The organism is Ruegeria sp. CH8, assembly GCF_056536985.1.
In genome coordinates, this window is the sequence record NZ_JBQFQR010000001.1 from 296,774 (window position 1) to 309,460 (window position 12,687).

Here is a 12,687-nt window from a genome sequence, read left to right on the forward strand (position 1 = left end):
CCCAAACGCATAGGAGGCAGCGACATGAAGACCACAACTCAGGTAGCGGTCATCGGGGGCGGTGTTGTCGGGTGTTCGGTGCTCTACCACCTGACAAAGCTGGGTTGGTCCGACGTCACGCTGCTGGAACGATCGGAACTGACCAGCGGGTCAACCTGGCACGCAGCCGGAGGGTTCCACACCCTCAATGGTGACACCAACATGGCCGCGCTGCAGGGCTATACCATCCGCCTGTATAAAGAACTGGAAGAGATCACCGGCATGTCCTGCGGCTTGCATCACGTGGGCGGAGTGACTCTTGCCGACAATCAGGACCGGTTCGACATGCTGCTGGCCGAACGCGCCAAGCATCGGTTTATGGGATTGGAGACCGAGATCGTCGGGCCGGAGGAGATCAAGAAGATCGCCCCGATCACCAATACCGACGGTATCATCGGCGCGCTTTACGATCCGTTGGACGGGCATCTTGATCCTTCGGGCACCACCCACGCTTATGCCAAGGCGGCCCGTATGGGCGGTGCGACGATCGAAACCCATTGCATGGTGCGCGAAACCAATCAGCGCCCTGATGGCACATGGGACGTGGTCACCGACAAGGGCACCATTCACGCCGAACATGTGGTCAACGCAGGCGGTCTTTGGGCGCGTGAGGTCGGCGCGATGGCCGGCATATACTTCCCGCTGCACCCGATGGAACATCAGTATCTGGTCACGGACTCGATCCCCCAGATCGAAGCGATCATCGACGCTGGTGGCGAGCACCCGCATGTGATGGACCCTGCCGGGGAAAGCTATCTGCGACAGGAGGGACGTGGCCTGTGCATCGGGTTTTACGAACAGCCATGCAAACCGTGGGCTGTCGACGGAACACCCTGGGATTTCGGACACGAGCTGCTGCCCGACGATTATGACAAGATCACTGACAGTATCGAGTTCGCCTATAGACGCTTTCCCGTTCTGGCCGAGGCTGGCGTTAAATCGGTAATCCACGGGCCGTTTACTTTTGCACCAGACGGCAACCCTCTGGTCGGGCCGGTGCCGGGGATGCGCAACTATTGGTCGGCCTGCGGTGTGATGGCCGGGTTCAGTCAGGGCGGCGGTGTTGGCCTGACACTGGCTCAATGGATGATCGAAGGAGAACCCGAACGCGATGTCTTCGCAATGGACGTAGCCCGGTTCGGCGACTGGATCAGCCCCGGCTACACCCGGCCGAAAGTAATCGAGAACTATCAGAAACGGTTCAGCGTCGCCTATCCGAACGAGGAACTGCCCGCTGCCCGCCCGAACCACACGACATCGATGTACGACATCTTCAGCGATCTGGGCGCGGTCTGGGGCCAGCAATACGGGCTGGAAGTGCCGAACTATTTCGCCCAAGACGGCGAACCCGAATACGAGACACCGTCGTTCCGCCGCTCGGACGCGTTCGACGCCACGGGCCGCGAAGTACTTGCGGTACGTAGCGACGTTGGTATCAACGAGGTCCATAACTTCGGTAAATACCGCATCACCGGCCCCGCAGCTCGTGTCTGGCTTGACCGGATCATGGCCGGGCGCATCCCTCAACCGGGGCGCCTTTCGCTGACCCCAATGCTGTCCCACAAAGGCAAGCTGATCGGAGACTTCGCCGTTTCATGCCTGAGTGAGACCGAATTCCAGCTGACCGCTTCCTACGGCGCTCAGGCCTTTCACATGCGCTGGTTCCTGCAAAATCAGCAAGACGGCGTGACCATTGAAAACGTCAGCGATCGTCTGAACGGGTTTCAGATCGCTGGCCCGAAAGCGGCGGACGTACTAGCCGCTTGCACCCGCGATGATATCTCGAACCTGAGGTTCCTCGACGTACGGCAGATGACGGTTGGCATGACCGACTGTGTCGTGCAACGCGTCAGCTATACCGGCGATCTGGGATATGAGATCTATTGCGATCCGATGGCGCAGAGACAGTTGTGGTGGACATTGTGGCAGGCCGGTCAGCCGCATGACATTGTGCCCTTCGGAATGCGCGCGATGATGAGCTTGCGACTGGACAAATTCTTTGGCTCATGGATGCGGGAATTCTCGCCCGATTATACCGCTGCCGAAACAGGGCTGGACCGTTTCATTGCTTTCTCGAAACCTGCTGATTTCATCGGTCGGTCCGCTGCCGAAAAGGAGCGCGTCCAAGGGCCAGCACGCAAACTTGTAGCTTTCGCGGTCGAAGCGGACGACGCCGATGTGAACGCATATGAACCGATCTGGATGGACGGTGAAGTTGTGGGTTTCTGCACTTCTGGCGGGTACTCACACTATGCGCAAAAGTCAGTTGCAATTGGGTTCTTGCCCTCAGATCGGGCCTCGGACGGTCTGGAAGTCGAAATTGAAATCCTTGGCCACTTACGCAAAGCGCGCGTGATCACAAAACCACTCTTTGATGCAGATGGAGCACGTATGCGGGGATGACAAGGCTGCTAAACGGCGGCATGGTTCCGGCATGACGGACATACCAATTCTTCTTCTGGCCGCCGGCCTATCCAGCCGCATGGGCCAGCAAGACAAGCTTATGCAGATTATCGATGGCGAACCATTGTTGCGCCGCGCTGCACGGACCGCCCAACGCGCGGCACCTGTGATCGTTGCGTTACCTTCTGCGCCGCATCCAAGGCATGACGCTTTGGAAGGTCTGGGCGTGCTCAAGGTTGAAATCCCGGATGCTGATGAGGGTATGAATGCCAGCCTGCGCGGTGCGCTCTCGCAGGTGTCAACAGATGCGCCAGCGGCAATGGTCCTACTGGCGGACTTGCCAGACATTTCTTCCGAGGATTTGATTGCCGTTCTTGATTCCGTAAAAGCTTATCCGGACAATCTGATCTGGCGCGGATCAACTGCCGACGGCAAACCCGGTCACCCGGTCGTGTTTGACCGAAGCCTGTTTCAACACCTCAGAAAATTAACAGGCGATGCGGGGGCACAGTCCGTAGTACGCGCCCACGTTGGCAACGTGCATCTGCATGCCCTTCCTGGACAAAACGCCCTATTTGATTTGGATACACCAGAGGATTGGGCAATGTGGCGCGCAAAACGCGGTACCTAAAAGTAACGCGGCCCGGTCGAAATCGACCGGGCCGGTACCCAAAACAGGACTACCACTTTTCATCAATCCCGGAAACACGGCCAATGATGCCTTAAGACATCCTGGCGATTCCGCCGCAGAACCTAAACAAGACCCCCTCGTTAACATGCCGCTCAGCGCTTCCAGTGACTGTGACAAGCCTTAAGCACCCCCTAGTGCCTTCGGCTCCCCCTCGCTTGGGCACCTTCATCGTCACCGATCCGAGGCGTTCAAACAATGTAAAATTGGAAAGAACGGTTAATTTTGCGCGTTTTAGAATGGTTTTTGCGCAACAATCCCAAAGCGACGATCAACCCAAGGGAGAACTATACTTTTGATTGACGCAGGGTCACTCATCATTAAGCGCAAACTTAATAAGCCATCAGGCCATATTGCTAACATTTGTTCCTGAAAATTTCACGAGTGTCGTGACACCATCACAACCCAAACGGGATCGCAAAAATACTAGAAAAAAGGGCCAATACTTTGTTAACAAATTTGATTCAATTCAACCCTTTTCGCGCTTTGACACCCGGACCGGCAACAATCCACCGATTCGCAGCCATTGATTCGCGTAATTTCTCCGATCTCCACGGTCTGTTTGGCGGAATAGAACAGTCTGTTTGTGGCGAAATTAAGATTTCTTAACGTTTCGGTCAGGAAACACACAGACTGAGCGCGCATTTCCTGTTCCAACGCGCGGCCGCAACCGCGTGATATAAACAGGAGACACAAATGAGCATCCGCAAAACCTCTCTTCTTTTGCCTGGGACAGCCAGTTGGGTTGGCGCTGGCGCGTTAAGTGCCGCAATGCTGGCAACCACCGCCCTGCCCTCAATGGCCGACGAAGCGTTAGCTGATCTTGTCGAGAGCGTATCGCCTTCGGTCGTCACGATCATCGCAGAGCAAGGCACGGCACCAATCCCGGCGCAGGGACAGGACTTTGATTTTGATCAGCACCCATTTGGAGAGTTCTTCAAACGCTTTGGTGCACCCGAAGGCTTCGATGCTCCTCAGCGTGGTCCGGCACAGGGTCTAGGGTCGGGATTCGTACTGGATGAAGCCGGATATATCGTCACCAACCATCATGTCGTCGATAGTGCCGAGTCCGTAACAGTGCGCATGTCAGACGATCGCACATTCGAGGCCGAAGTCATCGGCACCGACCCGCTGACCGATATCGCTGTTCTCAAGATCGACGCAGGTGAGTCCTTGCAGGCCGTCGAGTTGGGTGACAGCGATGTGATCCGCGTGGGTGAAGACGTTGTGGCCATTGGCAATCCGTTTGGGCTGCATTCAACCGTGACCACCGGGATCGTGTCGGCCAAGGGCCGCAACATCTCGGCCGGGCCCTACGCTGAATTCATTCAAACCGATGCGGCGATCAACAAGGGTAACTCCGGTGGCCCTCTGTTCAACATGGAAGGCGAAGTGGTTGGCGTGAATTCGGCCATTTATTCGCCGACCGGCGGGTCCGTGGGGCTGGGTTTCGCGGTCACGTCGAACATTGTGGAACACATCGCTGCCGATCTGCGCGATGACGGTCAGGTCAGTCGCGGCTGGCTGGGTGTGTCGATACAGAATGTCAGCCCCGAGATCGCCGCAGCCATGGGTATCGATGCCTCGAACGGCGCGCTTGTCGCAGATGTCGTCGATGGCAGCCCGGCAGACGGCGTGCTGAAACAGGGTGATGTCATCCTGACTTTCAACGACGAGGCCGTTGATTCCAGCAGCGATCTGCCGATCCTTGTTGGCACGACCAAGGTCGGCAGCAACAGCGTTCTGACAGTTCTGCGCGATGGCACAGAACAGCAGATTGAACTGACCATTGGCCAGCATCAAAGCGCTTCAGCTGAGATCGACAAATCTCTGGACGAAACTGTCTCGGGTACCGCATTGGGCGTGACCGTGGCCCCGCTGAACGACACCAACCGCGCCGAGATGGGCGTGGGTGAAAATGTCGACGGCGTGATCGTTACCGAACTGAAGCCCGATAGCCCGGCAGCCAAGGCCGGCCTGCAGCGTGGTGATGTGATCGTGAAGCTGGGTGGTCAAGAAACCGCGACTCCGGACGCGTTGAAAGCCGCGCTGGATAGCGAAAAGACTGACCCCGCGCTTGTGCTGATCAATCGCGGCGGAAACCAGATCTTCGTGGCGGTGGAAATCGCCTGATAGGTCACCTGCGCGCGCCACGTGATGGGGAAATCTGGCGGGCGCCTCCTCGGTGGGTTTGAATTGTCCGCAAACCGCCGGGACTGCCGGGTGCGCAGCAACGCACCCGGCAGATTATTTAGCAAAACCATGTGCTTTGCCCGAAAACTGTGCTTTACTTCCAGTAGAAAGGAATTCGGATCATGAGCCGTCGCCTGTTGGTCGTCGAAGATGACGAAGACACCCGGGATTTCATCGCCAAGGGATTTGGTGAAGAAGGATATGTTGTCGAGGCAGCCGAAGATGGCCGTGAAGGTCTTTATCATGCCACCGACGGTGGGTTCGATGCCGTCGTTCTTGACCGAATGTTGCCCGGATTGGACGGCCTGTCTTTAATCAAGTCAATGCGCGCGGCGGGCGTGAAAACACCGGTTCTAATGCTGACTGCTATGAGCGCTGTGGACGAGCGCGTCAAAGGGCTGCGCGCCGGTGCCGATGACTATCTGGTCAAACCGTTTTCGTTCCAGGAGTTGCATGCCCGGATTGAGGCCCTGCTGCGCCGTCCACAAGAGGCCGAGGAAAGCCCCACTCTGACCTGCCGCGACCTTGAGATGGACCTGCTGACACGCAAGGTCTCGCGCAATGGGCGTGAGATCACTCTGACCCCGCGCGAGTTCCAGATTCTCGAATTCTTCCTGCGTCGGAAGAACCGCGTGGTGTCGCGCACCATGTTGCTGGAAGGCGTTTGGGACTATCATTTCGACCCGAATACCAATGTGGTCGACGTCCATATCTCCAAGCTGCGGCGTCAGTTGGACGAAGGTGGCGAGCCACCATTGATCGAAACCGTCCGGGGTGCCGGGTACATGATATCTGATGGATAACCTACGGCTTTCCTTCAATAATTCACGCACACGTCTTGTATTAGCCAGCATGGTTCTCAGCACTTTGCTGACAGCCACAGTATTGGCGCTTGTTTATGTTACTGCGAACCGAAGCATTGAAGGCGAAACCCGTTCGGTCGTGTCGGCAGAACTGACCGGGCTGGCAGATGAATACGAACGCCGCGGCCTGATCGGGCTGATGACCGCGATTGAACGGCGCATCCCTACCGCGTCTGAGCGGGACGCATTGTATCTGTTGACGGATCGCTTCGGTGCCAAACTGGCGGGGAACCTTAAGCAATGGCCCGAGGGGATCACGGCGGGTAGCGGCTGGGTCGATCTTGAACTGCGGCGCGCCGACAATGACCAACTGGTGCCCATCTCGGCGGCCTCGATCCGCCTGCCGGGCGGTGAGCGCCTGCTGGTCGGGCGCGATGCTTTGGCCCGGCAACAGTTTGATCGGGTGCTGCTGCGATCAGTCGGCATCGCGCTGGCGATTGCACTGGCGCTGAGTGTACTGACCGGCTGGCTGTTCACCCGCCTGGTCTTTTCCCGTCTGTCTGATATTGCCAGCACCGCCGAAAACATTGTCTCGGGTGATCTGTCCCGCCGAATGCCCTTGCGCGGCACCGGTGATGAGTTCGATCAAGTGGCCGGTACGCTTAACACCATGCTGGACAAGATCGAAGAACTGGTCAGCAATCTGCGCACCACTTCGAATTCCATCGCGCATGACCTGCGTTCCCCCCTGTCGCGGTTGAAACAGCGGGTCGAGGCGCTGTCTGACCCGGGTAAGACGGATCAAGAGCGCGAAATCGACGTTGCACGGGCGAGTTCTGAGATCGACCACGTGTTGCGCGTGTTGGGGCAGCTGACCGAAATCTCACGCGCCGAGGCCGGTGTTGGCCGCGAACAGTTCGAACCCGTAGACCTGCAACAACTGGTGGCGGATGTGGCCGAGTTGTACGACCCTGTCGCCGACGATCAGGGCATCCGGCTTGAAGTCACTGGCAGCGCTGGCTCTATCCCCGGGCACCGGCCGCTATTGTCTCAGGCACTGTCGAACCTGCTGGAAAACGCAATGCGTTATGCCCCGCCAGACACAGCAGTCACGATCAACCTCTCTGAAGACGGCCCCTATACCAGCCTCAGCGTCCGTGACCGGGGACCGGGCGTACCGCAAAAGAACCTGCCGCGCCTGCAGATGCCGTTTGTGACCCTCGACCCGGCCCGGACCGAGCGCAATGCCGGCCTGGGACTGGCCCTCGTTGCCGCAATATCCCGAATGCACGGCGGCACGTTTGAGGCGCACAACTGCGATCCGGGGCTTGAGGTGGTGATCAAACTGGCGCGCAAACCTTAGGCAGGAATACCTTTGGTCGCCATCGTCTTGTTTTTATAGCGTTTGTCCGCCGTCACGTCGGCACCGAACCACTCGGGCGGAATATAGGCTTCGGCTTCGGCCTCGGTTTGAAACTCGACCTCGACCAGACGCAGCGGCGCCAGATCGCCTTGAAACACGTCCAGTTCAAACACCCTCCCGTCCGGCAACTGTCCGGTGAAGCGCTCTTTTTCGACCCGGCGACCGTCCGTCTCGGGCCAAAAAGTGTCGAATTGTTCGGCCGAGATTTCGGTCTCACGCTCGACCCGCACCAATGCGCCGCCGCCCTTCAGGGTCAGGAAATACTTATCGTTTTTCTGACGCAGACGCAGTTCGGTGGAGTCGTCGGGCGCGGTCAGATACCCCTGACGCACAAGGGCTTTTTCCGTGCCGCTCAGGTCCGGCAAGTCCGCGACCAGAAACTTGCGTTCAATTTCGGTGCTCATTTGGGTGAAATCACTCCGTTTTCCAATTCATCGAACAGCGCCTGATAGGCAGAGCTTGCGGCACTGCGCTTGGCATAGATGCTAACAGGGGCGCGGTTTTGTCCCATGCGTTCGATATCCGCAGCAAAGGGAATCTCGGATTGCAGGAAGCGCTTTTTGTACGCCTTGCGCATCTTCTCCATCGATTCCAGATGCAGGGTTTTACGCCGCTGCACCATCGAAAAGAACGCCTTGAGCTTTTTCTTGGGCAGCCTGTGGTCGTCAAAGAAGCTTACCAATTGCTCAAGCGTCCGTTCCGATAAGGTCGTCGGGATAACGGGCACCAAAATCTGGTCAGCAGCTTTGAAGATATTCTCGGACAGGGTCGAAAAGTTCGGCGGGCAATCCAGAATGATCACGTCATAATCGCTGCCTGCAGTGGCCAAAGCCTTTTTCAACCGCGACCGCTTGTTCCGCATCCGCGAGAGGAACACGTCAAAATCCCGAAAGGTCAGGTTTGCAGGCAGCACGTCCAGCCCATCAAAATCACTAGCACGGATGGATTTTGTAAACCGTTCAACGTCTTCGAAGAAACGCGCATCGGTCAGCTTTTTCGACGGTTTCACCCGGAAATAAAACCCCGATGCCCCCTGCGGATCGAGATCGCACAGCAGCACAGTGTACCCCGCTTGCGCATAGGCATATGCCAGGTTCACCGAGGTCGCGGTTTTCCCCACTCCGCCCTTGTTGCTGTAGCAGGCAATGATCTTCACTCCTCAATCCTCCTTGTGGTGAAACAGGGTTCGGAACAGGTTCTGGATGTCCGGGCTGTCGAAATGTTGGAAATTAGCGATAACGCGATCACGTTCGGCCTTTTGGCGCTGGTCGAGCACGGCGATCAACCCTCCGACGGACATGGCGAGCTGCGCGTTTGCCCGACCTTGCGCGTTGCTTAGGGTTGCCACGAAATCCAAAAGCGCCTCTTGCTGGACCGAGTAGTCGTTGAACAACCCAAGGTTATCCTGAAGCTTTTTCAATGGCTTGATGAGTGTTTTGAAATCACCTTTGTCGAACAAGGGGCCGAAGAACTCCATCAGATAGCGCAGCTTCTTGCAGTCGATCCGCAGATCATGCACGATCTCATCCGGCGTTTCCGGGGTGATGCCGCGGGCCAGTTTGCACACCTTGCGATATCGTTTCCAGATCAGCGCACAGGCATAGCTATAAGCCCCACGATCCGCATTTGGACCGTGTTTCAACCTTTTCGCATCGGCAAACAACGCCGCCAATTCGTCCATCTTCTTACAGTAAACCACGCTGCGAAAACGTCGGGTCAACGCGGCCAGCGCGCGGGTGCGTTCCTTGGCGAATTGGGCGAACATTGCCTCGGCACCTTGATGAAGGTTCGGCGGTATAAGATTGAAGTAAATGTCTTTTTCCAGAAGGTAGACATCCAGATCCCGCACCCGTCCGGTGGGGGCCATCAGATCAGAGAATTCGCGTTTCAGAACTTCGGTCTGTTCCGGAGAAAACACGCCCTTAAACAGGCTCAGCACCGACCGGACCCTGCGCAGCGAGACGCGGTAGTCATGCAGGAACTCTGTGTCGATATCGGCGATCACGCCAGCCTCGTTCTGGCGCGCGACGGCCAGATAGGTGCGAATGATATCCGCCGCCACTTCGATGGAAGGCTCTTGCGTGCCCAGAGCGACATCGGGCTTTGCGTTATAGGGGGTGGCACCGGGGAACAAACTATCAAACACTGTCTCAAGTCCAGATGCCGCCATATTGCCAAGCGCAGCGCAGACCGCGTGGTAAGCGCGGTCATAGCCGCGCATCGGCTTCACAGTCAGAAGGGTCGCCTGCCCCTCATCCGTGGACAACGTTACGACGCTGCCTCGAACCTGTGTCTTTTGCAAATCATCCAACACCGCAAATGTGCCGGTTTCGATCAGACCCGAGCCTATGCTCATCAACGCGCGCAGTTTGGGGAATCCCTTCACCGCCGTTATTACAGGGCCGTCCGGCAGGTCCTGAACGAATTTACCCTTGCCGGTGCAGGCCTGAACCAGAACTTCACCGTCGGCCTGCAACAACCGCATTGCGCCGTCAACCTCGACCAGCAGCCGCCCTTCTGAACGCAGCGACTGATCGTGACAGTCCAAAAGGTCGAACGGTCGCGCGGTTGCTGATGTTTCGAATGCGGGCGTCAGTCCTTTGAGAGAGTCTGTAAACCCCGTCAGATCGAACGTGCCGGGGATAATGAAGAAACTGCTTTTCTGCGCCATCATGAACGACCCTTTTTCGGCGTATCCAGATAGTCATTCACCAGCGTCTCGATGATCTTCTGGACGCTGGTCCCCTCTTCGATTGCCCGGATCTTGAGGGCCTTCAACGTCTTGCCATCCAACCTCAGAGACGTATTCTTTTTGTTCTTGCCGGGCTTTTCGCCGGTGTCCTTGTTCTTTGACATAGGCAACCTCATGACAGCATGACGTCATGAAAACGCACAACAGCTCTGCTGGCAAGTCTGATGTTGAACTAACCCTTCGTCAGGTCGACATCACTGTGCCGCAGGGCTAAGAGTTAGGCATGTCCGATCCCGTTTCTTCGATCCGCAACCTTGGCCCCGCTTTCGAAAAAGCTTGCGCCCGCGCTGGCATTCACTCGGCGCAGCAATTGCGTGATTTGGGCCCAGATGAGGCCTATGCCCGCGTGATACGTGCCGGAACACGGCCGCATTTCATTGGCTACTATGTGATGGTGATGGGGTTGCAGGGACGTCCGTGGAACGATTGCAAGGGCGAGGAGAAAAAGGCCCTGCGCCAGCGGTTTGACGCGATCAAGGCTAGTGTCAGCACCGCGCCCGAGACAAAGATGATCTCGGATCTGGACGCGGTCGGCGTGCGGGTATCTGCGGACGACCTTAAACCGGTATGAAAAAGGCCGCACCCGTTGCCGGGAGCGGCCCTAAAATCCGATCTGATGGCGGATTAGCCGACCAGTTCGATGCCCGAGAAGAAGTAGGCGATCTCAACAGCTGCGGTTTCCGGAGCATCCGAACCGTGGACCGAGTTTTCACCAACCGATTCAGCGAACTCGGCACGGATGGTGCCGGCTGCTGCGTCTGCGGGGTTGGTTGCGCCCATGACTTCGCGGTTCTTTGCAATGGCGCCTTCGCCTTCCAGAACCTGAACAACAACCGGAGCCGACGACATGAATTCGCACAGCTCGTCATAGAACGGACGCTCGGCGTGCACTTCGTAGAACTTGCCGGCTTGGTCCTTGGTCATGTGGATGCGCTTTTGCGCAACGATGCGCAGGCCGGCTTCTTCGAACTTGGCGTTGATTTTGCCCGTCAGGTTGCGGCGGGTTGCATCGGGTTTGATGATCGAGAATGTGCGTTCCAGTGCCATGTCGGCCTCTCCTTAACATAAGGCGCGGGGTCGCGCCGAAATCCATCGCGCGCCGCGTAGCATGGTCTGTGCCGTATGAAAAGCACTATGATGCGCGGCGGCTCAGATCGTTTCCAGCAGTGGGTCTTGTTGGTCGACCCAACGAACATACAGTACCGCCAGCAGCCCGGCGAAACTGCACGCCCACATCATGCCCAGAACAAGGTACGGACCGTTTTCAGGGCTGACCCAAAGCCCGGTGAGCGAGGTCAGAACAGCCCCCAGCGCCACGATCATCGCGCCGGACAGGCCAGCTGCACTGCCCGCCAGTTTGGGACGGACGGACATCAGCCCTGCGGATGCGTTGGCATTGGTCAGGCCGTTGCCGAAACCGACAAAGATGGCTGACCCGAAGAACACCCAGACCGAGCCCAGATCAGCAAGAAACAAAAGCAAGCCACCCAACGGCCCCGTTGAGGCAATAATGCGTCCGATCAGAATCATGGTGGTCAGCTTTGTGCGCGCTGCGATCCGCCCCGTGATGAAATTGCCAACCATGAAACCGCCTGTGATTATGCCGATCCCCAGGCCCAGCATAGCGGGGCTCAGGTCGAACCACGCTGCCGCCACCAATGGGGCGCCGGTGATAAAGCTGAAAAACCCTCCGATCGAAAAGGCGGCACACAGGGCGTAACCCCAGAACCGGCGCGCGCGGAACAGGTGCGGGTATTCCCTCAGTTGTGCAGCGAAGGTCGAAGAGCGGTTGGTGTTGGTCTCACCCATATCGGCCCAAAGCAACAGCAGCAGCCCTGCCCCAAGAACCGAATACAAAACAAACCCGGCGCGCCAGCCGAACAGGCTGTCAAGCGCACCGCCCAGCATCGGCCCCAACATCGGGGCCAGCGCCATCGCCATCGTCACGTAACCCAATTTGCTGGCGGCCTCGTTTGCAGGGTACATGTCACGGATGGCGGCGCTGGACAAAACCGGCCCGGCCACCACGGCGGCCTGCAGAAGGCGAAATCCCAGAAAGATCCAGATCGACTCGGCCCGAACGCAACCAACCGATGCCACGACGAAGACGGCCATACAGATCAGCAGGATGGGTCTGCGTCCGAACCGATCAGACAGAGGCCCCATGATCAGTTGCAGCACGGCAGACACCGCCAGGTACCCGGCCACCGACAGGTTCACCAACGCGTAATCGACCTGAAAACCCTCCGACATCCGGGCCAGCGACGGCAGGAACATGTTCAGCGTCAGCACCGACAAAGCCGTCGCAAACACCAAAGTGATCAAGGATGGAGGCGAAGAAGCCGCGCGCATGAAGAAAACCGTCGAAAACCAATCGAACTAGCGC

The 12,687-nt window shown here is 57.6% G+C and carries 12 protein-coding genes; 6 read left to right on the forward strand and 6 right to left on the reverse strand.

From position 1 onward, the window contains the following. Nucleotides 1–24: 24 nt before the first annotated feature. The 5 genes from ACR0ER_RS01500 to ACR0ER_RS01520 all read left to right on the forward strand — a co-directional run bounded on the left by ACR0ER_RS01500 (nt 25) and on the right by ACR0ER_RS01520 (nt 7,489). Nucleotides 25–2,442, forward strand: a complete 2,418-nt coding sequence (locus tag ACR0ER_RS01500) for a GcvT family protein (RefSeq protein ID WP_480767415.1) — start codon at nt 25–27, stop codon at nt 2,440–2,442. Between the two features lie 31 nt (nt 2,443–2,473). Then, the gene (locus ACR0ER_RS01505; protein WP_480767416.1) at nt 2,474–3,073 is read left to right on the forward strand and encodes a nucleotidyltransferase family protein; all 600 of its coding nucleotides are present in this window, start codon (nt 2,474–2,476) and stop codon (nt 3,071–3,073) included. A gap of 753 nt (nt 3,074–3,826) precedes the next feature. After that, a complete protein-coding gene (locus ACR0ER_RS01510) occupies nt 3,827–5,263 on the forward strand; it encodes a Do family serine endopeptidase (protein WP_480767417.1) in 1,437 nt (478 codons plus the stop codon). Nucleotides 5,264–5,445: 182 nt separating this feature from the next. Continuing rightward, nucleotides 5,446–6,126 (forward strand): response regulator transcription factor, encoded by a 681-nt coding sequence (locus ACR0ER_RS01515; protein WP_170331294.1) that lies wholly within the window; start codon nt 5,446–5,448, stop codon nt 6,124–6,126. After that, entirely contained in the window at nt 6,119–7,489 is a 1,371-nt protein-coding gene (locus tag ACR0ER_RS01520; RefSeq protein WP_480767418.1) for a sensor histidine kinase, read from the forward strand. Before ACR0ER_RS01515 ends, ACR0ER_RS01520 begins: the two co-directional genes overlap by 8 nt. Here the strand turns inward: ACR0ER_RS01520 and ACR0ER_RS01525 are convergent. From ACR0ER_RS01525 to ACR0ER_RS01540, 4 genes are read right to left on the reverse strand one after another with little or no spacing between them, the layout of a single operon-like run. Beyond that, complete coding sequence (locus ACR0ER_RS01525) at nt 7,486–7,953, reverse strand: CYTH domain-containing protein (protein ID WP_480767419.1); 468 nt, start codon at nt 7,951–7,953, stop codon at nt 7,486–7,488. The genes ACR0ER_RS01520 and ACR0ER_RS01525 overlap by 4 nt on opposite strands. After that, entirely contained in the window at nt 7,950–8,705 is a 756-nt protein-coding gene (locus ACR0ER_RS01530; RefSeq protein WP_480767420.1) for a ParA family protein, read from the reverse strand. The genes ACR0ER_RS01525 and ACR0ER_RS01530 overlap by 4 nt, the downstream gene beginning before the upstream one ends. Before the next feature lie 3 nt (nt 8,706–8,708). Beyond that, entirely contained in the window at nt 8,709–10,223 is a 1,515-nt protein-coding gene (locus ACR0ER_RS01535; RefSeq protein WP_480767421.1) for a CHAD domain-containing protein, read from the reverse strand. Then, nucleotides 10,220–10,405, reverse strand: a complete 186-nt coding sequence (locus ACR0ER_RS01540) for a hypothetical protein (RefSeq protein WP_170331284.1) — start codon at nt 10,403–10,405, stop codon at nt 10,220–10,222. The genes ACR0ER_RS01535 and ACR0ER_RS01540 overlap by 4 nt, the downstream gene beginning before the upstream one ends. Before the next feature lie 119 nt (nt 10,406–10,524). Between ACR0ER_RS01540 and ACR0ER_RS01545 the strand changes: the two genes are divergently transcribed. Then, the gene (locus tag ACR0ER_RS01545; RefSeq protein WP_480767422.1) at nt 10,525–10,872 is read left to right on the forward strand and encodes a TfoX/Sxy family protein; all 348 of its coding nucleotides are present in this window, start codon (nt 10,525–10,527) and stop codon (nt 10,870–10,872) included. Nucleotides 10,873–10,925: 53 nt separating this feature from the next. Here ACR0ER_RS01545 and ndk read toward each other — a convergent pair whose 3' ends face one another. Together ndk and ACR0ER_RS01555 are read right to left on the reverse strand one after the other, a co-directional pair. Continuing rightward, nucleotides 10,926–11,348, reverse strand: a complete 423-nt coding sequence (ndk, locus tag ACR0ER_RS01550) for a nucleoside-diphosphate kinase (protein ID WP_170383958.1) — start codon at nt 11,346–11,348, stop codon at nt 10,926–10,928. Between the two features lie 102 nt (nt 11,349–11,450). Then, on the reverse strand, nt 11,451–12,653 hold the full coding sequence (locus tag ACR0ER_RS01555) for a multidrug effflux MFS transporter (RefSeq protein ID WP_480767423.1): 1,203 nt from the start codon (nt 12,651–12,653) through the stop codon (nt 11,451–11,453). Nucleotides 12,654–12,687 lie beyond the last annotated feature (34 nt).

Bases quoted from the DNA above. Each gene is read 5' to 3' on its own strand.
- ACR0ER_RS01500 (WP_480767415.1), top strand. From the start codon at position 25: ATGAAGACCACAACTCAGGTAGCGGTCATCGGGGGCGGTGTTGTCGGG.
- ACR0ER_RS01505 (WP_480767416.1), top strand. From the start codon at position 2,474: ATGACGGACATACCAATTCTTCTTCTGGCCGCCGGCCTATCCAGCCGC.
- ACR0ER_RS01510 (WP_480767417.1), top strand. From the start codon at position 3,827: ATGAGCATCCGCAAAACCTCTCTTCTTTTGCCTGGGACAGCCAGTTGG.
- ACR0ER_RS01515 (WP_170331294.1), top strand. From the start codon at position 5,446: ATGAGCCGTCGCCTGTTGGTCGTCGAAGATGACGAAGACACCCGGGAT.
- ACR0ER_RS01520 (WP_480767418.1), top strand. From the start codon at position 6,119: ATGGATAACCTACGGCTTTCCTTCAATAATTCACGCACACGTCTTGTA.
- ACR0ER_RS01525 (WP_480767419.1), bottom strand. From the start codon at position 7,953: ATGAGCACCGAAATTGAACGCAAGTTTCTGGTCGCGGACTTGCCGGAC.
- ACR0ER_RS01535 (WP_480767421.1), bottom strand. From the start codon at position 10,223: ATGATGGCGCAGAAAAGCAGTTTCTTCATTATCCCCGGCACGTTCGAT.
- ACR0ER_RS01540 (WP_170331284.1), bottom strand. From the start codon at position 10,405: ATGTCAAAGAACAAGGACACCGGCGAAAAGCCCGGCAAGAACAAAAAG.
- ACR0ER_RS01545 (WP_480767422.1), top strand. From the start codon at position 10,525: ATGTCCGATCCCGTTTCTTCGATCCGCAACCTTGGCCCCGCTTTCGAA.
- ndk (WP_170383958.1), bottom strand. From the start codon at position 11,348: ATGGCACTGGAACGCACATTCTCGATCATCAAACCCGATGCAACCCGC.
- ACR0ER_RS01555 (WP_480767423.1), bottom strand. From the start codon at position 12,653: ATGCGCGCGGCTTCTTCGCCTCCATCCTTGATCACTTTGGTGTTTGCG.